This is a genomic window from Desulfitobacterium dehalogenans ATCC 51507, assembly GCF_000243155.2.
GTDB classification, from domain to species: domain Bacteria; phylum Bacillota; class Desulfitobacteriia; order Desulfitobacteriales; family Desulfitobacteriaceae; genus Desulfitobacterium; species Desulfitobacterium dehalogenans.
The window spans coordinates 552,993-573,863 of the sequence record NC_018017.1 but is presented as its reverse complement, the minus strand read 5'-3'; the positions used below and the strand labels follow the sequence as shown (position 1 = coordinate 573,863).

The 20,871-nt window shown below is 41.5% G+C and carries 12 protein-coding genes and 1 pseudogene; 4 read left to right on the top strand and 9 right to left on the bottom strand.

What is annotated here, in order from left to right; genetic code table 11:
- The first annotated feature begins 308 nt into the window (after positions 1-308).
- Genes DESDE_RS02675 through DESDE_RS02665 form a run of 3 tightly spaced genes read left to right on the top strand, consistent with a single transcriptional unit; the run spans position 309 to position 3,319 of the window.
- Positions 309-1,043 carry a DUF5986 family protein gene (locus DESDE_RS02675; RefSeq protein WP_014792499.1) on the top strand — a complete coding sequence of 245 codons (735 nt, stop codon included), beginning with the start codon at positions 309-311 and terminating at the stop codon, positions 1,041-1,043.
- A gap of 18 nt (positions 1,044-1,061) precedes the next feature.
- Positions 1,062-2,222 (top strand): helix-turn-helix domain-containing protein, encoded by a 1,161-nt coding sequence (locus DESDE_RS02670; protein ID WP_041917197.1) that lies wholly within the window; start codon positions 1,062-1,064, stop codon positions 2,220-2,222.
- Between the two features lie 17 nt (positions 2,223-2,239).
- A complete protein-coding gene (locus tag DESDE_RS02665; protein ID WP_014792497.1) occupies positions 2,240-3,319 on the top strand; it encodes a DNA cytosine methyltransferase in 1,080 nt (359 codons plus the stop codon).
- Between the two features lie 37 nt (positions 3,320-3,356).
- On the opposite strand, the gene DESDE_RS02660 is transcribed toward DESDE_RS02665, so the two are convergent.
- Positions 3,357-4,442 carry a restriction endonuclease, SacI family gene (locus DESDE_RS02660; RefSeq protein ID WP_014792496.1) on the bottom strand — a complete coding sequence of 362 codons (1,086 nt, stop codon included), beginning with the start codon at positions 4,440-4,442 and terminating at the stop codon, positions 3,357-3,359.
- A 113-nt stretch (positions 4,443-4,555) separates the two neighbouring features.
- On the opposite strand from DESDE_RS02660, the pseudogene DESDE_RS22325 reads away from it, so the two are divergent.
- Positions 4,556-4,758: pseudogene (locus tag DESDE_RS22325) on the top strand (IS701 family transposase); the annotation flags it as partial.
- Positions 4,759-4,980: 222 nt separating this feature from the next.
- On the opposite strand, the gene DESDE_RS02655 reads toward DESDE_RS22325, so the two are convergent.
- The 8 genes from DESDE_RS02655 to DESDE_RS02620 form a co-directional block, all read right to left on the bottom strand.
- Positions 4,981-6,795 carry an ATP-dependent helicase gene (locus DESDE_RS02655; RefSeq protein WP_014792495.1) on the bottom strand — a complete coding sequence of 605 codons (1,815 nt, stop codon included), beginning with the start codon at positions 6,793-6,795 and terminating at the stop codon, positions 4,981-4,983.
- Complete coding sequence (locus tag DESDE_RS02650) at positions 6,788-8,782, bottom strand: ATP-dependent nuclease (protein WP_014792494.1); 1,995 nt, start codon at positions 8,780-8,782, stop codon at positions 6,788-6,790. The genes DESDE_RS02655 and DESDE_RS02650 overlap by 8 nt, the downstream gene beginning before the upstream one ends.
- A 257-nt stretch (positions 8,783-9,039) precedes the next feature.
- Positions 9,040-10,335 (bottom strand): restriction endonuclease, encoded by a 1,296-nt coding sequence (locus DESDE_RS02645; RefSeq protein ID WP_014792493.1) that lies wholly within the window; start codon positions 10,333-10,335, stop codon positions 9,040-9,042.
- Between the two features lie 194 nt (positions 10,336-10,529).
- Positions 10,530-10,955, bottom strand: a complete 426-nt coding sequence (locus DESDE_RS02640; protein ID WP_014792492.1) for a very short patch repair endonuclease — start codon at positions 10,953-10,955, stop codon at positions 10,530-10,532.
- Positions 10,952-11,977, bottom strand: a complete 1,026-nt coding sequence (locus DESDE_RS02635; protein WP_014792491.1) for a DNA cytosine methyltransferase — start codon at positions 11,975-11,977, stop codon at positions 10,952-10,954. Before DESDE_RS02635 ends, DESDE_RS02640 begins: the two co-directional genes overlap by 4 nt.
- Positions 11,967-13,943: a DUF1998 domain-containing protein gene (gene drmB / locus DESDE_RS02630; protein ID WP_014792490.1), complete on the bottom strand. Its 1,977-nt coding sequence runs from the start codon at positions 13,941-13,943 to the stop codon at positions 11,967-11,969. The genes DESDE_RS02635 and drmB overlap by 11 nt, the downstream gene beginning before the upstream one ends.
- A gap of 2 nt (positions 13,944-13,945) precedes the next feature.
- Complete coding sequence (locus DESDE_RS02625; RefSeq protein WP_041917196.1) at positions 13,946-17,599, bottom strand: helicase-related protein; 3,654 nt, start codon at positions 17,597-17,599, stop codon at positions 13,946-13,948.
- Position 17,600: 1 nt separating this feature from the next.
- The gene (locus tag DESDE_RS02620; protein ID WP_041917195.1) at positions 17,601-20,243 is read right to left on the bottom strand and encodes a DrmE family protein; all 2,643 of its coding nucleotides are present in this window, start codon (positions 20,241-20,243) and stop codon (positions 17,601-17,603) included.
- Between the last annotated feature and the right edge of the window lie 628 nt (positions 20,244-20,871).

Genomic DNA, 20,871 nt, shown 5'->3' with positions numbered 1-20,871 from the left:
GCGACTTTTTAATTTCCACCTAGTGTTAATTATAGCTTTTTTGGGGGGAAATGCAAGGTGTGGGGGAGGGGGAATTTGGGGTGGATGTTCAGGCCTGTTAATTTCCAACTTTACAAACAAGTTTTCGCATTAGATAATAATAAATATTCTTTCCCCGTAATGCTCATATAAAAGGTATATCACTCTAGTATGCTAAACCCTTGGGGAATACTCCACTTGATATATTTAATCAATTTCAAAAACACGCTTGACTTTTAGTGTTTAATATGTAAAAATTAGAACATGTAAATATTGGGAGGGAACGTTCTATGGCAACTTTTACTTCTCTTAACATGGAAGACGATGCTCGCCATGCGATAGCAAATGGCATTTTCACCGCTGTCACAAGCGATATTCCTGAACTTGTTCAGGATTATAATCTTCCGACTTCAAATGGTGTGGGTTTATTCAGATGGAATTTTATCAATAAAAATATTTCCGAAAATCTAGGGGGGAGATTCCAACTTAGCTATGCTAAGCGCGGCCCTTGGAAATTCCTGCTTCTCTTCGAGCGTAATAATGGAATTACTTTTTCTATTATGACAGAAAAAAATCTCAGCAAATTACAAAAACGCTTACCAGAGGGAACTCATTATCTGGAATCCCTTATTGCCTCTAATACGGGATATGATATTGTTGAAGGACAACTTTCACTTGAATTTGAGCAAACTTCTCGTGACAGTGATGCAATCAATAAACTCCGAGAAGAATTGCTAAGCGAATTTGCCGGCATTATCAAAAATCATATATTAATTTTGTTCGACTACGATGATTCCCTTGTAATATCCGCAAGAGCAGTATTGCTAACCCCTGAGCTGGGTATCGCATATTCCGAAGATTGGAGTCATCTCCTAAATAGCCCATATATAATTGGCAAGACTTCTATCGTTGAAGATATGAGAGATGATGATAATGAACCTCTGGTTCGCATGAAAGGTCAAAAAGAAACTCCTTCCGAAGATTTGGTCTCAATTTCTGAAAAGCCAGAAACCGCAAACATATAGTATGAGGTAGAGTTGATTATGGATAACTTCAATCCATCGCGCCTTAATGAAGCGCGGTTGTACAGGAAAATGACAATTGAAGAATTGGCCAACAATGTTGGAGTAAAAAAACAAGCCATTTCACAATTTGAAAATGGGAAGAATTCTCCCGAATTCGATACATTAAGATCTATTAGTAGCGTTTTAAATTTCCCTATTCGCTTTTTTATTGAGGATAGTGACAGCAACATTCTTGTGGGAAACACATACTTTCGCGCCCCCTTTTCTAGCAATAAAAAGGATTTAAACTCACAACGCATCAAGGCAAGATATGTGGCCTATATTCAGAGTTGTCTATCTGAATATGTTGATTTTCCGCCGCTTAATTTGCCGCGCTTTGATGATATTGATAACATTGAACAAATCGCAAATCAAGCCAGAGATTTTTGGGGATTAGGTAGAGAGCCTATTTCCGATATGGTTGCACTTTTAGAGCGGAACGGTGTTATCGTATCAGAGTTCTCGACCGAAGGAAAAACTATTGATGCTTTTTATCAGTATGGTGAAGTTTTCGGACAAGAATACTACTGTGTCGTATTAGGCACTGATAAGTTGACATTTACCCGCCGTCAGTTTAGTGCCGCCCATGAATTGGCTCATATATTGCTACATGAAAGAAATAACGATATAGACGAACTGGATAGAGTAGAGTTTCGGAAGCGAGAAGATGAAGCAAACAAATTTGCTTCCGCCTTCTTATTACCTAAAGAAGCCTTTATACGTGATGTTCAGCCATATGCTAATAAACTAAACTATTACATCGAACTGAAACGGAAATGGAAAGTGTCAATTTCTGCAATGATTATTCGGGCGTTTGATTTAGAGGTTATTAGTTCAAATCAATATCAGTATCTAATGCGTCAAATGTCGCGTAATGATTGGCGTAGCCAAGAGCCTTTGGATGATTACATGGCTGTCAAAGGTCCCAAGGCATTAAAACAAGCAATTAATATGTTGATTCTAAACGATTACCTCACACCGAAGCAAATGTTTCAATTATTTGCAAAGTATAAAACGTCTCTGCCTAAAGATGTTATTGATGAAGTTCTTTGTTTAGAACCCGACACCTTGCCAGACGAACCCGATGAAAATTTAGAAGGAAAAATAATAACTTTGGTTCCGCGCATGAATCTTAGTTAGGATGGTGGTGAGAGTTAATGAGAGCAGTATCATTATTTGCAGGTGCCGGCGGAATGGATGTCGGATTTTCAGATGCCGGAGTGTCTATTGTCTGGGCCAATGAATTGGATTTAGACGCTGCGCAAACCTATATAAAAAATAATCCTGATACAATGTTGCGGCAGGGAGATATTAAGAGACTCAAAGAGGAACTCCAACAATTTGATGAAGGTAGCATTGATTTAGTATTTGGTGGACCTCCCTGTCAGGGTTTCTCTGTTGCTGGAAAAATGGACCCGGATGATGAGCGCAGCAAGCTTATATGGGAGTACATGGATGTTGTAAATATACTAAAACCCAAAATTTTTGTCATGGAAAATGTAAAAGCACTTGGTAAATTGCAGCGTTGGCAATCTGTTCGAGAAAAAATAGTTAGCAGGGCACATGACATGGGATACACTTGTTTTTATAAAGTCCTTAATGCTGCTGATTTTGGAGTGCCACAAAAAAGAGAACGTGTATTTTTCATTGGTTTTCTTGACACTGATGCAGACGTAGAAAAAATATTCGAAACAGAAATTATAAAGTTGATTAAACCACGAGTTACAGTGCGCGATTGTTTAAGGAAGCTTCCTCCGGCCGGCACAGAAGGCAACCCGATAACATGCACTGCTAAAATCTCATTAGCGGCTAATCCTGTTATGAGAAAATCGCCATATGCCGGTATGTTATTTAATGGGATGGGACGTCCATTGGATATAAGCAGTCAGGCTAACACTTTGCCCGCCTCAATGGGAGGGAATAAAACACCGATTCTTGATGAGTTGTTGCTAGAAGATCCGGAAGCTGAAAATTGGGTTGTACAGTATCATACCGAACTTGCCCAAGCTAACAAGAAGGTTAGCAGGATAGTGCCCTCCCATATTCGTCGAATTACAACTGTTGAGGCGGCTGCCATACAAACATTTCCTCCCACCTATCAATTTGTAGGAGAAAAATCCTCGATTTATCGCCAGATTGGGAATGCAGTTCCCTGCAATCTTGCATTTGCGATTGCAGAAGCAATAATATCTATCTATAATGAAGCGTATTTGACAAAGGCTCGTGTATATGCCTAAAAAAGAGAGCGGACTATGAGTAGACCGCTCTCCTTTTCTATATTGCTAACACCATTTTGATTGAATCATTCCACTTTACTTTAATAGCCGCCGGTACTTCTCTTGAATCTAAAAGAACCAACATCTTGCTAGAGAAAATTGTCCTCGCATTTGATGGGAGCGCAAGAAAATTATTTATTATGAGTTCAACAATGTTAGCAAAATTTACTTCGTAGCCTTGCGAAAATAGAGTTTTTGCAGCTTGATGCGCAGTATCGTCGGGTTCTGTATTAGTATATATAAACAGATATTCTTTGACATCATTCAGTATAATCTTTGTATTAAAAGTAGATACAATTCGTCTTTGGTCGAGCGGCCTTTCTGTTATCTCTATAGCTAAAAAAGTAGTTCCGTTAGACTTTATAGTCACGTCACCTTCTGCGCCAGTTGCATTATCTGCGACATTTATTCCTTGCCATGTTATTTCCCAATCCAAAGAATGTTGTTCTGAAAGCATTTGAAAAAATGCTATAGTAATAAGAACGGGAAACAGACCGCCACTTTGATGACTTACCAGGTCAAGGAGCAATTTTCTATATTGTTCTATGCTAAATCTTCCAGTTCGAGCTAAACGTATATATGAAGCATTGCGCAGTATAATAAACCTTTGCAACAAACACATAATAAAGTTTTCCGTATCTGCTTCTGTGTTACAGTTTTCTACAACATCTAGCAAATCTAACATAGCAGCATAGCCCACTTTATCCCGAAGCCCTTCTGCCGTCTCGGGTAATAGTTTTACGCTTCGGCGAAACGCTGCTAAGTAAGGGCCTTTGGAGCAAGGGAATAGCTGCTCTTGGAGAAAAGGATTTACACTATATTCATCAAGAGAGCGGCCGTTAAACGAACCCTCTCCGTGCTTTATATATGGAAGCCGTATATTTACACTTGAATCTATTAAGTGTATTAATGCGCAACCTAACAGCGCTTCTCGGTATGATTGAGTATTTGAATTAAATAATGCATCAAGGTTTTCTTTATTTTCCTCTAATGCCTTTTCAACATCATCACTAATGCTGTCAGATACTCGATGATATAGTGAAAGAAGTATTCTTTTCGCTTCTTGATAATCAACTTGAGCCATATAAAATCATCCTTAATATATTTTTTCAAACCTATCTTTTACAATACCAAGTTATGTTTATGGTGAATTTGATTTATAAGTGGCCACAACAACTCCATCCAAGGAGGAAGCTAATGTCTCATAGTGCTATCTTATCAAATATCGAAGCATTGTTCAATTTCTTTAAAAACCATTGACTGTCACTGTATTTCAAGTCTGTTATCAAGAATTTATTATAGCTACTACAGCGAAGGATATCATGGGTAAGATAGCGGACATTACTGATTGGAGTTCAATTCACCGAACATCTATTTGGCATTTTCTCTCCAATTGGGTATAGAATAAACCCTATCGTACGGTTCGGAGAGGGCGGGGTACTTTGTTGTTAATCAGCCCTATTCCATTAGAATCCTCAAGAAGGGATAACTGTTTGTTTCGCAAACCATGATAGGAAAATGGATAGTGTCGAGAGTGCTCGCAACTATTTTTTCAATGAGACTACTAAATGCTTCATACGATATCAGTTATAGTAAATTGTATTTATTGAATTTGAACAAAATTATGAGTAGCCATTTATTTGGGAATGGCGGCTGTATAACATATTCCAGAACCTAGATGGTTCACATGGTTTATTCCACCAAGTGCCATCCTTTTTCGGTATAATTAAAGTCTTTGAACGTACTAGTATACACTTTTTTCTTGCTCGACTCACAGAAACAAAGCAAAGTCTATGAGCTTCATCAATTTCTCGCTGAGAGGTGTTTTTGTAATATGGAAAGCTCCCTTCTTCCATGCCGAGCATAATAACAATATCAAATTCCAAACCTTTAGCTCCATGTCTTGTAGATAAAACAACTTGGTTCTCTGGAAGCCCAAGATTAGTGAACTGGCCTAACGAAAAATCCGTATAAAGTTCATCGCTTAGCAGCTCATTAAGTTTCTTTAGATTTTCGATTTCATCCGGATATATTTCCGAATCGTGCAATAAAGTCTCTATTTGCAGCGAATCAAGAACAAAATCAAACCACTGTACAAGCGTATTCGCATAGTGGCGGCTTTTATCCAGAATGGTATAGAGGTTCCGCTTGGCTAGAATCCCGTTATCATAATCAATTGATTGCCTGTGCTGCATTAACAAGAAGTCCCAATATTCAAAGATATCATCAAATAAGACTTTACGAGAAGATGACACCCATGCAGCGCAGTTTTCCATCCATTTTATAAAATCGCTTCTGATGAAATCTTGCTTGGCTAAGTAATAAGGAATTCCCTTACTCTGACAGAGCTTTCCTAAATCTTTTAATTGATTATTGTAGCCGGCTAGAATAGCAATCTCATGAAACGGTATACCTTCTGCAATACAGTCTTCAATAATACTAGTTGCAACCTGATATTGTTCGTCCATCCCTTCTTCGCATACAAAAAATTCAATGTTCGCCGGGTAATCTTTAAGTGCACCGCGTGCTTTGTAATTGCGTTTAATATTCAAAACAGTCTCCGATGCTTCGATAATACCTTTGGCACTGCGGTAATTGTTCATTAACCGAATACATTGATTAATAGATTTCCATTCGGATAATTCAACGAGATATTCTGGCGAAGCCCCTTGAAAATCATATATTGATTGATCTGCATCGCCAACAGCAAAAATCTTGATATTTGTACTTTGCAAAAGTGATAAAACCATTTCATGCAATGGCTTTCCCAAATCCTGATATTCGTCAATAACAAGCCATGGAAATTTTGCTTCTAGCGCTTGTTGCACATAAGCTTCATTTTGGATAAGCATGGTCGCGATTTTTACCATACTAATATAATCAATATAACCACGGCTGAACAGTTCTCTCTCAAATGCTACGGCAACCCGCAAAGCAACGTCATAACTAGGTATAGACACCTTACTGAACCCACTAATGTCACGAGTTCGCTCTTTATCCATCTCTTCAATAGTTAACTCATCAGGTATTTGTTTTTTTATACGCTGAAACAGCCGTTTTCTTTTCGAATCGGAAATAATTTTAATCGGATAAGGTATTCCATAATTAGGATATAGTTTTGCAAAAGGCATCAATACTTCCGATAAACAAAAGCTATGAACGGTTCCCAAAAATACATTACCACGTCTTTGGAGTCCCAGTAATTTCAAACGTTCCTGGAATTCACGGGAGGCTTCACGGCTAAAGGTAAGACAGGCTAATCCTCTTGGAGGGGTAATGACTTCGCTTAACAGACGCATAACTTTCAGCGTCAAGACCGTGGTTTTTCCACTGCCTGGACCAGCAATAACAACGGTGTTACCTGTGGAATTATACGCTTCAATTTGTTTTTCATCATCGCTAATTTGAGAAAGTTTGATTTTAAAGTACTCATTCATCAAGTTCGCCTCGGACTTCCATACAAATATATTCAATGGCGTCCTTAACGTAGTCTGGAACCATCGTTCTTGTACAAATGGAAGCTAATCTTTGCGAGAATCGCCCTTTGCCCACATTACTATGTGAAGATTCTATTTGAGCAAGGCATTTTTTGTAGTTCTTTGAAACCAGATTAGCTTTAAAATTATCTTTTTGTTGTTGCCCACCCTCTGTTAATTCATTAAAAACAGAACAAATTATTGCTCTATCTGACTCTTTACCAATTTTATTTAATATATCTGTTTCAAACGTATAGAAGCCGACAAAAATCCCATGTTTATTCAATTTTTCATCTTGTTGGGTAATATCAAGCTCCGCAAACCGTGCAAATTCATCTTCATCTATAAATAATTCATATAACTCTTCCATTCGTTCATTTCCGAAATACCCAAAATTTGCATGGCTTTCGTCCGATAAATCTCCAAATATCTTCTCTCCATTGACAGTATGATAATAGTCTCCGTCCGTTATAATTACGTTAGGTATGCCTAGCAAGTCGGCAAACTGTTTGTACGGCCAGAAGTTAGTTGAATTTATGTTACATACAATCACGCCTAAGCGGTCAAGGTCACACCCCAGGCGTTTTGCAAAACTAGGTACGAGATATTCTTCAGCAATTCCTTCTACAAAGATGATGCCTTTAGCTAAATATATTTCGCCTCTTTTTACGTCAATATATCTTTCTAAATCGGAAATTTCCTTATCCGGAGAGTTTAAGTTTGCCGCTGTATAGACTTCTGTGCCAGACTTATTTCCCACTAAGTGAATGATGGATTTGATGGGAGCCACGGACGAGATATGCGTTGAATGTGTTGTAATAATCAATGAGGCATTTGCTTCTAGCACGACATATTTATAGAGCAATCGTTGAAAAATTGGATGAAGGTGAGCCTCGGGTTCTTCAATGGCCAGAATTGTAACTCCGTTTGTATTTGAATTATGCTCATATAAAAAATCATAAAGTTGCGAGTCCACATCTTTTAAATCGTAGGTTAAATGGTAGCCGGTCTGATCGTCACCTCGATAATACCTTTGCACAATCTCGTCCCCGTCTTGTTCCGTCAACTTTTTGTAAAGAGTCGGAGATAAGTAAGTTTTAATCGTATCATCCTGGATCAGCAAAAGAGTAAGGGTAATGTACAAAACATTATTTATACCTAAACTTGTATTTCCGGACTCTCTTTTGTCGATTAATGGGCGCAGAGCGTAAAGCAGTCGAGACGCGTCAATATCCATTGTCCGCAACGAAATGCCAAATTCATCTTCTGAATATGAAATTATAGAGTTAAAGAGCTTACTGATCTTTGTTTGGAGGTCGTTAATCTCCGGAAGGTTAAGCATGTTTGCTCCGGACGATTTTAATGCTTCAGAAATCTCAATGAGATCTTCTTTTCTGATATCATATTTCTGCTTGATTATGCGTGTTAAAGGCGATGTTCTGGAGTTTCGCATTTCGGCTTCTACATCGCGTATCGCTTTGATTACTCGCATATTCAAATATTTCCTATCTCCATGCGTAAAAAAATTAGTTTCATCGTCTCCTTTGTAAATTATATAAGTATAATTAACTTTACCAGACGCATCTTCTTGCGGGAAAAATTTATAGGAGAGTTTTAATACTTTACGACCATCTAAATCGACAGTTGCGTCACTTAATTGGCAAAGTACGTTTTTTATGTGGAAATAATTATCTATGTACAATTCGATTAATATTTCTTGGTTGTTTTCCATAGGAGCTTCAAGCCCGTCAAAGAAATCAGACTCCTCAAGCCGCCTATCTTCATCCGAAAGACTGGGGTCAAGAATCAATTGCATAGCGCGTAATAAATTGCTCTTGCCGACGTTATTTTCACCGATAATAACTTGCCTATCGCTTAAATCAAAACCAACCGATGAAAAGTTCCGGTAATTCTTAATATGAATCTTGCAAATCTGAGGCTGATTCATATCACAAACACCTCCTAATATTGAGAGTTAAGATTTTGTCATTGAATATGCCAACAAAATAGCATTCAGTCTATTCCTTCTGATTCCTAAAATTATAATACCGGTATCAATTCTAGCACTCATTATCAGTCAATACCTCAAGAAATTCTTTGGTTTCTCTTTCATTCTAGGATCAACAAAATACTTCCACAATTGCTGTAAGTCTTCCGGCAGCCCTTCTTGCTGGGAGGATTAGGTCCAGACACATTAATTAATAATCAGATGGTCAAAATTTCGTCCGGACGTCTAGCTTTAACAAGCACATCATACTGGTCGTCCAACTCCTTTAAATAATTTTGGAGTATCATACCCTCCGCATATAGTATTTTTCCCACTGTCTCCGCTACTTTTAGTCCGTTCACAAGGATTATCGGATATTGATCGTCGATAACTTCCTGCTGCACACTGGCTGAAAAATAAGACGTTGTCACATAGACGCCGATCCAACCTCGCTTTAAACGTGCGACTGTTCTTGCGATATTTTGGCCATTTGTAGGTTTATTAGGCGTTTCACATTTTGCTTGTCCAAGAACAACCAATTTTGTACCGGCAAGCCCTTGCCCAATATCGAGTCTCGTTACAAAGTCAACTCCTCCGTCCGACGATTTTTGAGTAACCCATCCATGCGTCAATTCTGAACCCGACTCTTCAAAAATGTATTCCGTTACTCGTAAAGCTAATAACTCGAAACTATGACGCGAAGATTGATAATAATTGTAAATTTGGGTAAGGATCTTTTCTTCTTTTGTACCTGCACTCGGTTGCTGATCATGAGTTTTAACAATTGACAGAGCCGAAACTTTTCTTCTCACTTCGTGGAGATGACGCGATCCCCTTTTTATCCATTTTCTCCACGATTCAGGCGCCAATTTCAATGTCTCGCCAAATCCCAAATCCTTATCTCTTCGCGCATTTATCCATTGCCATGAAAAGTCCTCATTTTCTTTCTGTAAAGAAAAGACACACAAATCAAATACGTAGTTCGTAAAATAATTTCCGTTTGAATCATATTGCGTTACAAGTTCCGCTCTTTCAACTATGCCAAATCCTTGGAACAATAGATTTCCTTTGGAACGTCCATCAAATGGCACGCGGTTAAAGAAAATGATTGGCGTCGCTAATCTGCGATCCTCTTCTTTTGGTGAAGAATGGAGTTTAAACGCTTCAAGTAATAGTTTATTCCCCGCCGTCTCTTCCGGTCTCATAGTATTTGATTTATTGTCGCCATAATAACAAACGTAACCATAGTCGGAATCATAGGAGTCCTCCCATGGCGTTTGTTCGGTTCCTACCTTATGGGGGCTACTTGAAATAATAATAGCCGGCCGGCGAACTAGACCATCCGATCCAGCCACCTCTTGTATCGAGTGAATACCTCGCTGAAATATTAGTTGTGTCATTGATTTTGGATCGTTAGTATAGTAGAAATAATTTGGGAGTCCGTCGACAACGGGAAGAGACGGGTCCTTTTTTAATGCCTGGCTAGAATAGCGATATATTTTTCCGATCTCCATATTTTACGCCTTTCCGTAATCAATTTGATTGATTGTTTAAAGCTAATTGAGTCGTTAAACTCTTTTTGAATCCAATAGAACGAGGCCACACTCTCTCGGAAAATGTGTCAAAGCCGATAGGCATACTCAAAAAATAGAAAAGAGTTGCCGCTCAACCTTGTGAATCCATAAATCAATTACCGTCATTGATCTTATCAAGTTTGGACCCGATGCAAACCTGCAGATTCGAGTCGGCTAAGGAGTTTCACAATGTTTTTCTTCTTTAACTCGCACTCCCAAATGCGAAGAACCGTCCACCCTAGTTTTTCAAGATGCTTTGTTACGGTTTCATCGCGCTCCATATTTCGCGATATTTTACGCCGCCAAAATTCTTCGTTTTGCTTAGGTCGAGTGTTCCGACAATCGTGACCATGCCAAAAACAACCGTCTACGAAAACGGCAACCTTTTCATGATGAAAAACGAAGTCGGGTTTCCCGTATACCTTGTATTTACGTCGCCAACCTTTGATGCCGTAAATACGAAACAAAGCGATAAGTTTTTCCTCCGTGGACGCATTATTTGAACTCTTCACATGGCTCATAATCTCGGAACGCTTATCTCGGTCAAATATATCGCTCAAGTTATTCCGCCTCGTTCCAATTTGGTAAATATATAATCCGCTTGTCGATAGGCAAATTGCGGGGGTAACGCGTTACCAATCATTAAAGCGATGTCCGTTTTTGATACTCCCGGGGGAAATATATAATCCCGAGGGAACGTCTGTAACATCGAGGCTTCTCGCGCTGAAATCGCACGATCTTGTTCAGGGTGTAAAAAACGTCCCTTTGACGGATTTAAACATCCGCCGGTAATTGTCGACGAAACGTCGTCCCAGCGCAATCGTCCATATACGTCTCTAAAACCAATGCCTTCTCTTCTGTGGCATTGCAATATATACTCGTCCGGCAAATCGGTCCGACTGCCGCCGTCGTGCGGCACAAGTCTAATCATCTCCAATATGCGAGGAATATGATGCGCAACGATTGTCTGCGCATAATCGTCGCTTTCTTCGGGGGTCTCAAGATTCCCAATAACATCTCTGACGGTCGTAATACGATCGTCGCCTGCGGGAATCGGAATACGTCCGATTTTTGAGCCAATCATTACAAATCGTTTCCGTCTCTGGGGAACGCCGTAATTGGCTACGTTTACCACTCGATAATCCAATTCATAGTTTAAAGCGGCTAAGCGATTGCGTATTTCAACAAATAAAGGATAACTTTCAATCGCCGGCACGTTTTCAAATATAAAAACATGCGGATTAAACCTCTCCACATATTTAAAATATTCACTTACCAGCGTGTTCCGTGGGTCGTCTATAGGTTGACGACGATTATGGCGACGTATTGAGGAAAAACCCTGACACGGCGGACAACCGGCAAGCAGATGGATTACTTGTCCGTCGCAGGCTGCCGCCACCTCGTCTAGCGATAATTCCGTGATATCGCGCTCGAAAAGCCGTACTTCAGGGTGATTTGCCCTATAGACGAAAGCCGGGGCCGAGCTCTTCTCCACACCGGCCAGTACATTGAAACCCGCATCCTTAAGACCTTGGGTAACACCGCCGCATCCGCAGAACAGATCGATTGCATTATAAGGCATTAGGGGACTCCTCCTTGCTTATTCCGTCCAACCATGAAGAGAAAAACCCAACGTTTCGATCGGTAATGCGGCCGATCAAGAGCGTTCGATCAAGAAGGACGTTAAATTCTTCACAGCTGGTCTCCGGAAGCAACGCACAAGCATGACAAGCGGCTAAGTTCATAGCGTTTCTACCTTGACCTCCACTTTCTCCGCAAACCGGATCGTTGGAACACCAACGCGCGCTTTCTAACGCGGACGCAAATACCTTTCGCAGCCGGCCGGGCAAGCCCTGCCGTACCAAGCCTCCGAGCGTTCCCTCGGAATCGCCGCAGGCCGTATAGATAAAGATGCCGCACATCGGAAACTCGGGATGATCAAGGTCGCAGTATATGCGTTCCCGTAACGACGCGCTGTTGTAACCGCTCTCAAAGCTTAACCGTTGTATAAGTAGGTGAGACAGAGTGTGTAAAAAGATAAATTTAGGGTCGATTTTCATTCCGGATAAACGTTCGTTTAACGCGGCGTTTTTCCGCAACTTGGTTATTTGACTTTCAACATGATCATTGGTCGCAAGCCAATTTACTATGAAGTCATTATCAAATTGAATAAAAATCCCTTCGCCGCGCACTTCGTATCCGGGATACCATCGCGTATCCGGCTTCTTTACGCATTGAAATCGTCCCGCGTCTTGAGGCGGCATACCTAAAGACCCGGTGCTTGCCGGATCAAGGCGCGTGAACCCTACAAGAGCGCGTACCTCTCTGATTTTATGGAGTAAAGCTACCTGCGAGACACCCCGGATGTTGTATTCGTCACCGTTTCGCTCTTCTCTTTCAAAATCGTCATCGACGGACGTTTGAAGCATCGAGCCGTTAAGAGCGCTATATTCCGCCTGCCGATAAACCTCCGAGGACGCGTCGTTTTCGCCTTCGGTATCGAACTGCGTTAATAACGTTATTAATATCGGTCCGATTATTTCGGCTTCAATATGAACGGAAGAGGAAAGCTCACTCACCCAATCGTTTAATCTGGTGTTGATAAAAACCTCTCGGGTTCCCGGATTATACTTATCGTTATCTTTAACTTTTGATAAGAAATCTATATATTCCGCAGAGCTGATTATTTTTGTACGAAGACGATCGGAATACGGCGGAATCACTAGCGAACTGTCCACTTTGGGATAGTAAACGACGGAAGCGCCGCGCTGCTTTGCTTGCGGAATCCGCCCACAGCTTTCCCGCTCGTTACGCCAAGGCATGCGCCCATGGCAATCGTAACCCGGAATTCTACGCAAACCGTTTTTATCAAACGAATGTTCAAGGGTCGCTTTAGCCTTACAATTTTCGTTTTCGCAGCTTACCGTCAATCCCTCCAAACCCGCCGAAGAGTTGACGCCGGTCTTGAACTTAAGGTGCGGATCCCCGCAAACGTCTTTTTTCGCAACGGCGTGTACCCACTCAATCCAAGGAAAATCGTCTATATGACCGGCGTCGCAGGCTACGACAATACGGGCCGGAACAAGGTTTATCCCTTTGCCGCGGGGTCCTCTACACGCTTCGCCGAGGCACACAGGCTTTTCCATATCCGGCTTTTCTTCCGCGCGAGTTCCGCCTTTTTGTCTATATTCCTTTAACCAAAATGATAGCGGCTCCAACCTTCTGCATTTGGGACAAAAGTACCAGCGGGGGAACCGCGTATAGGCGATTCCTTGCTCATTAGGGTGACTTTTATCGTGAGGAATCGCGAAATAATCCACGCCTAGTTGACGTTCCAAGCGCTCGTCGCGAATAAGTCTGAGTTCCTCGCGAATGCGTCTAAGTTCATTATCATTTTCACTCCAATACTCGGGAGCGGCCGTCATAAGCGTTTGGTCTGGGAAATCGACCATTGCCCCGACGCCGTATTGAAGTATGGCTTGAGCGGCCCGGACGTTGTGAGTCACCTTTCCTTTCCCCAATTTCACTTTTTTCGGTTCGTTTACCACTATTATTCCTCCCATATCAGCATTCGAGCGGATAAACTTTGATCGACGTTTCTCATGGAAGTCAACGTTGCATACGACTGTTCCTCTTCCCACATGCCGAACGGGCGCAACAATCTATGCTCGTCTGACCCGGGTAATTTTCGCATGAAACTAAGTCCGTAATAGAACTTATCCGTAACCGGAATGTCTTTGGCTAACTGAGTCCATTCCTCAAAAAAACTTTCTACCCGAGCGGAAACCACGCTTATATCCGCTCGTTCCTCGGGACTTATGTGAGCATATACAGACTCTATACGTCTAAGTAGTTCTTGCTTAACCGTTTCCAAGAATGGATAATCACCTGTGAAATTTTTGGCATCTCCATCCCCAAGCAATCTACGATCACAGTTTCTTATGATTCCAACCAATACCGCATGTAGCGCTCTATCGAGAGAAGGCTTTGAAAACGGCGTTACGCTGGTAGGCTCCACATATCTATAAAAGGATTCATGGTAGGCGTGGAATTGCTCATAGTGAGAACGATCGCGACTTTTGGTCCCGTCATACAAAACACAAACCAGGCCGGGATTTTTGCGACCGACTCGACTCGTTGCCTGAATATACTCGCTTGTCAACTTCGGTTGGCCGACGACCGTCATTAGATTCAAACGATCCACATCCACTCCGACGGAGATCATATTAGTTGCCAACAATACGTTGATCGCAAAATTATTTGAGGCTTGCTTTTCTTTTAAATAGGTTGTCTTTTCCAGTTTTTTTAGGCGTTTTACGAGAGCTGTCGTCGGTACGCGACTCGTTAGTTCCTCCGCCATCGATATTTTGCGAATGAGTCGATCCGTCGCTATTCTACGGCAGAGTCTTTTCATGAAATCTTTGATGTCATCGTCGACAAGTCCCGAACATTTACCTAAGTCTCGTAAACTGTTGAAATAACCCGTAAGGGTCCAATACTGATCCTTAACCATATCGTCGGCATCAAGCATGGACACATATTGCAGTAAAGTCGACATAACCTTGGTTTGCAACATTGCTTTTGTTTTCCCAGATGGGAAAATCCCCACATACATACGTCCCGGCTGCTCGGCAACGTCAGCTTCTTTGGCAAAGAAAGAATCGGCCGCATCGATACCGGACGGGGGAAATTGAAGGACTGGACGATTATAAAGCTGTCTGCATTGATCGCCGGCACGTCGTATTGTGGCGGTCGAAGCGACGATTTTAGGACGAATCCCTTTTGACGAACACAATGAGTCAATTGCGGCTTCATATAGACCTACGATTGATCCCAATGGACCCGATATTAAATGCAATTCGTCCTGAATTATTAACTCCGGGGCTCGATTATTTGAATAAATGCTAAAAAATTTACCTACCTCTCCATTCCACGCCAACATAGCAAACTTATCGACCGTTGCAAATAATAATGTCGGAGGATTACGATATAGTTCTTGATCCACCACCTGTACTGGTAAATTGTTTTCAAATGGACATTGTGGACGAATGCAGTGCAAATAAAAATGTCTTTTATCGTACATTTCATATCCCCATTTTTCTTTGCCATGATCGCTTGCTTTTTCGGAGGGAACTAAACTTGCACCGCACCAAGGGCATGTAAGTACTTGGAACTTATTAAAATAGTCATTTCTATACTCTATGGACCCTTTGCTTTTGTTTTGTAAATCTCTGAGGTGTTCTTTGGCTCCTAGAGGATAATCGTGAGACGTATTTTTATTCGGCGTGTGATCTCCTCCAATCCACAAGCCGATGGAAATCGGCTCTTTCCATCGTTTATCACGCCGCCTACTATTATTCCAAAACTCTTTTCTAATTAAGTCACAGGCACATATTAGGGTGCTCGCCCGTGCAAATTGCTGAGAAGTAAGCAATCTTAACGTATATCGCATTAGAACCGCCGTTCCCTCGGAAGAATCGGGATACTTTAAGCGCCGGTAGAAAATAGTAAACGCCGTCAACGCTAAATAGGCTTCCGTTTTTCCTCCGCCCGTGGGAAACCAGATAATGTCTACGATATCTCTATCACGCTCCATTTGCTCGACTTGCATTAAAGGTTCGGTATCCGTTAAACCGCGTATATTCATTAAGAAGAATGCGGCTTGAAACGGACGCCAGATAAAATCTTTATATTCATTATCCAATCGAGCATAATCCACGCTTTTATACGGCGAATCCGTCGGTTCTTCATCGTCCGGCACGTCTTGAACGATTTTTCGATGTTTCATCTGCATTAACATGGCTCGGTTGGTCAACTCAAAGGCTCTCATCGCATCATCGTCATTACGTAGGCAGGTAATGCCGTCTCTCATTCGAGCGGCCGCTTTTTCACATAAGAGAATATGCTTGGCGGCAATCGCGTCTAATTCTTCGGAAAGGAGCTCCCTTTTCGCACCCTCTTTCAAATCCTCAATCCAGACTTCATAGGCCAATATTAAGGATTCCAGAGCGACATATTTATCTTCCGCGGAGTTCATCGATAAATCGGAAAAGTATTTCAGAGAAAGATATCTTTTCTCTACCCCTCTCTTAAACGCATAGTCGGGGTCCATCTGAGGAACTTCCGTCCTCGGCATGAGGTCCGTATATACATGCCACTCCCCACGATCGATATTCCAATATGCCGATATTCCGTGTCCGGAAGCGTAGCGCGTTCTCCTATGATAAAGAAGCGCAAGAGAACGCTCTTCCTCATCGGCGGAAAATCTCATATTATCGTCGTAAGGCATAATACGAAACGTCGGATTTTTTAAAGACGATACTTCAAGCTTCGGCTGGAATATCGTATTAGTACCGTCATACCGTCCACTCCCTCCATTGTACAGCATGATTGTAACGGTTCTCAACGCTAACCCCAAATCGTTTTTTACGGCGCGTAAATATGCGAATTCTACGCCGCAAATATTTTTGACCGGAGTTCCGTCAAGAGGTAACGTAATCGAATCCGAATGAGAAATCCGTTTAAACCCATATTCTTTATGGCATTGTGCAGCGAGTTTACAAAGCGAATCAAAGAGTATCGAATCGTTAAATTGGTGTAAATTCCATATGTTAATTATTTCGTGTTTATTAACCGACCGTTTCAGGCTAAGTCTATTCCCATCAAGACGTACTATTGATCCGAATACGCTATTTTCAATGTCCTCCGCCGATAAATTTCCCGTGTAAGGAACTAAACAATCCTCAAAAGTGGTATGTCTATATGTGGCAAACGAAACATCCACACATACCGAATCGACGTTTTGATCCACTATAAACGTCATGCCGATTGAAGAGGGTCTATCTTGTGTGGACAATGCCATTACTTCATCCATAGTGTCGTCGGTTTGACCCGGCATGGATGCCAGTGAGCCTCGCCGATCGTCTTCGTCCGGTACCTGACCTTCTTCGGGTTCATCGTCTTGCGCTTCGTCGGCATCGAGACGAGTGGCGTCGTTATCAACTCTCATTTGATCTCCCATCGGAAATAAGACGCCTACGTAATAACGCCTTTCCGGCATGTCGGTAATAACTTCCGTCTCTTTATCGGGTAAACTACAGGATGAGCCGTTCTCGATTGTTTCACCCGAACCGGGACCGACAATCTCCTCGTATAATTTTTCAAACAACATAGCTCGTGCTTCAATGCATTTTTCCCGCATCATATTACCTCCCAAAAGGTCGATTTACTAGATGGCTCGGCGCAAAGCGTTCGCATGGAACAATGCGTTCTATCGTAAGCTTTTTTGCGTACTTTTGAACGTCTCCAAGATAAGACGTCTCATCTCTTGAAAGGGAATCTTGCCCTTTACTCCTCCTAATTCCAGTCACGGATTGAATGATACTCGCTTGAACATAGTTAAGAATTTTTATCCGTTGACTTCTAATATGATCACAGGACTCTTTATAAAGTTGTGCGTGATCGGCGATCTCGTTGTTGTCCGCAGCTAAGCCGATCGCGATAAATGCATCCTCGTCCCGAGGGCCGACGATAATGCTGTCTTCGCGCAACCATGTGCCGATGGTAACGGCATGCCTTGGGTGGCCGAGATCTTTCATGGTCCCCGCTATGTCCCCATATGTAAGATTTTTACTACGCATATAATCGTTTAATATTTTCTTCCAATATTTCGATCTTTCGTAGTGTTCGGCTAACGTGCTATTCCCACGTAAAATAAGGCGTTTGAGAATGTCGTCTACGAAATCCGTTATTTTTTCACTGTCCGCTGAAAAAATAACAATGTCACCCGGCAGGAGATCAATAGGGGATTTTTCAACAAGCTTTTTTTCTTTCTCATCAAAAACGTACGCCGTATAATACTTAGAGAACAACGCCCACTCGCCGGTGTCAAATTGTACGAAACGTATCGCCCGCAGTGTTGTGGTTGAGGAATGGAGGTGGCTTAACGCCTCGCCGATCACTGCGTCCGTTTCAATATTTGTAAGTTCCCTTTCAAGGAATTCGATTTCGTCCAACCCATGCTCGTCAACTTGATCCTCCGTGTCAAACGACTTGGTATCCACCGTTTCCCCAAACATTTCCGGAGCGCTTCTTTTTGCCGCGCTATTGATCGCCGCAAGCGCTCGCTCGTGCATCCTTTGATAACAGTCGTTCTTAGCGACCTCGTCGCCGTATTCCAGAAGCATTGTTTCCGACGCCGCTTTGCCGGCAAGAGGATTAAATCCGTCTCTTTTTATATTTGGGGTTGCCGTGATTATTAAACGATCGAGGACGACATCTTGCGAAAGGCGGGAGGAAAGTATCACTCGCACTTGCGGAAAATCGGAACAAATTTCTTCGATTACGTTCATAAAACTTTTCTTCGGCACAACCACGCCGCATAATTTTCCTTCGTCACTCGCGATTTGTAAGCAACGAAGTAATTCGTCCTTTTTAAAGTTATGAGCCGATATGGATTTATACGCATTTTTCAAAGCGATGGCGACTAATTGCGCGTCTTCTCTATAGCCTTTATCTGATAACGAGTCGGCCAATTCGTATAATCTGCCGACTTGTTTTTGGGGAGAACGTATACGCACTCCGTTACTCTCAATGTACCGTTCATATTCATCCATAGTGAAAGCCGCTTGCTCAAATAAATTAATCAAACCATACGCACATAATATATACTCATCCACGTCCGGGGCTTTTTCACGTATATGAACAAGTTTTTTTAAAAACGTCTTGCAATACTTGAACTCCAAAAAGGCGTCCAGAGATTTAACCACATCACGCCGGATGCTACTATCAATCGTTCTATTGATTATGTCCATAATTGCGCGATCATCGGGGTTTTCAGGCTGATGGTATAGGTCGTCTATTGTCGATAGTAATATTTCCGGCGACCACACGACGGTCCGAGTATTGTCGGATATAACGGCATTGATCGAGTCGGATATTTTATCGGCAGACTGAATAATGATAATTCGACCGTTTTGTCTACGACCGATTAACTCCTTGATATCGTTAATCTCCGAGGCGGATTCAGTAGACTCGATATCGTCAAGAATAACCGCAAATATACGCTTCTCATAATCTTGATCGTCATGCAAGATTTCACGGGCAAGCGATATTCGATTCGTGAATAAGACCGTCGGAACACTTTTTCCAACTTCACCAAAATAAAACCTTTTCTCGTCTACCGAACGAGCCCATGCGGCCGGAAATACGTCGGCAAATCGAAAAACCCCTTCATCGTCGATGAACGTCATTCTATCCATGATATATTGGGCTTTGTCCCTAGAACAAACGACCAGGGTACAGAGCGGTTGAACTATCGCCTGGTTCCGATATGTACCGCCAACAAGGCCTTGAAGATATTCGGAGGCTTTTGCTACTTTTGCTAAAGAACCTCTGCTTCCTTGCGTACCGGTTTTTAACGAAGAGCCGTTATTCGGGCGTATATTAAGTCCGAAATCTAACGGAACCCTTGTCGTGCTATTCACGGCTTTTTTGTTATCATCGGACTTTAATATACATACATCGCCGTCTACGCCGACGAATCTATATCTTTCGATTCCGAGGCTTACCATTTGATCGGGATTAAATCGTCGATAATACTCCTTCACATTTACTTCGCCATAAAACACGCTTGCGAACGCGGCGCAAGCAATGGCACTCGGCAACAGCCTATCTGTTCCCGGGTGAACAACTAACAATTCTTTGGCTTGAGACTTATCATTGAAAACCCTTATGAAAAAATCTCGATTCGTTTGCATATATTTATTGCAAATAAGCGGGTACGAGTTAAGCGTTAAGGGGACGGCGCGCATTATAGAATACGTTTCATTAATGGCGTCCTCCATCATCTTCATCCTCTCTCTAGTTTTTCATCGTATTAATACGATTTCCGGTAGGTGTCGCTGCTGCCCTATTTTTAAAATTCATACCGGGAACAAACCTTATTACCTTTAGATAAATCAACCATACTAACTAAATTTTCAAGGGACCCTATTTAGAGTTTTTGCTTAAAAAGTAAATTAGACATACGGGTCAACCTTTGATATAGAATTATTTCTTAATTTCTATATCCTTCACAATTCACCAAATATTTCTATATTCCTCTTTAATCTTCTTAAATCCTGTTTAATTTTCAAAAAATATATCTGATTCACCTTAAAAACAACTTATAACTCAGTGGCTATTCAAATTTAATCTTAAGAATTGATATAGCACTTATAGATCAAAGTTGTTGATTATTAATTACCTTCTCACCTAAGCTCCTCTCCCGCCTAATAACTCCTGTAAATCTTTAACCAATTTCTCCTTATATACTAATCCCTAATCCAATCCGGTATTAAAGCTTAATTATCACCAGCTTGGACTTACTATTTACTATTTTCTCATACTAATGTAGAGAACTTTTTGGGACAGTATCACCATAATTTGCTGCTGCGGAAAATGATGGTAACCTCAGCCCAGCGTTTTTCTCGGGAG

Bases quoted from the DNA above. Each gene is read 5' to 3' on its own strand.
- DESDE_RS02675 (WP_014792499.1), top strand. From the start codon at position 309: ATGGCAACTTTTACTTCTCTTAACATGGAAGACGATGCTCGCCATGCG.
- DESDE_RS02670 (WP_041917197.1), top strand. From the start codon at position 1,062: ATGGATAACTTCAATCCATCGCGCCTTAATGAAGCGCGGTTGTACAGG.
- DESDE_RS02665 (WP_014792497.1), top strand. From the start codon at position 2,240: ATGAGAGCAGTATCATTATTTGCAGGTGCCGGCGGAATGGATGTCGGA.
- DESDE_RS02660 (WP_014792496.1), bottom strand. From the start codon at position 4,442: ATGGCTCAAGTTGATTATCAAGAAGCGAAAAGAATACTTCTTTCACTA.
- DESDE_RS02655 (WP_014792495.1), bottom strand. From the start codon at position 6,795: ATGAATGAGTACTTTAAAATCAAACTTTCTCAAATTAGCGATGATGAA.
- DESDE_RS02650 (WP_014792494.1), bottom strand. From the start codon at position 8,782: ATGAATCAGCCTCAGATTTGCAAGATTCATATTAAGAATTACCGGAAC.
- DESDE_RS02645 (WP_014792493.1), bottom strand. From the start codon at position 10,335: ATGGAGATCGGAAAAATATATCGCTATTCTAGCCAGGCATTAAAAAAG.
- DESDE_RS02635 (WP_014792491.1), bottom strand. From the start codon at position 11,977: ATGCCTTATAATGCAATCGATCTGTTCTGCGGATGCGGCGGTGTTACC.
- DESDE_RS02625 (WP_041917196.1), bottom strand. From the start codon at position 17,599: ATGATGCGGGAAAAATGCATTGAAGCACGAGCTATGTTGTTTGAAAAA.
- DESDE_RS02620 (WP_041917195.1), bottom strand. From the start codon at position 20,243: ATGATGGAGGACGCCATTAATGAAACGTATTCTATAATGCGCGCCGTC.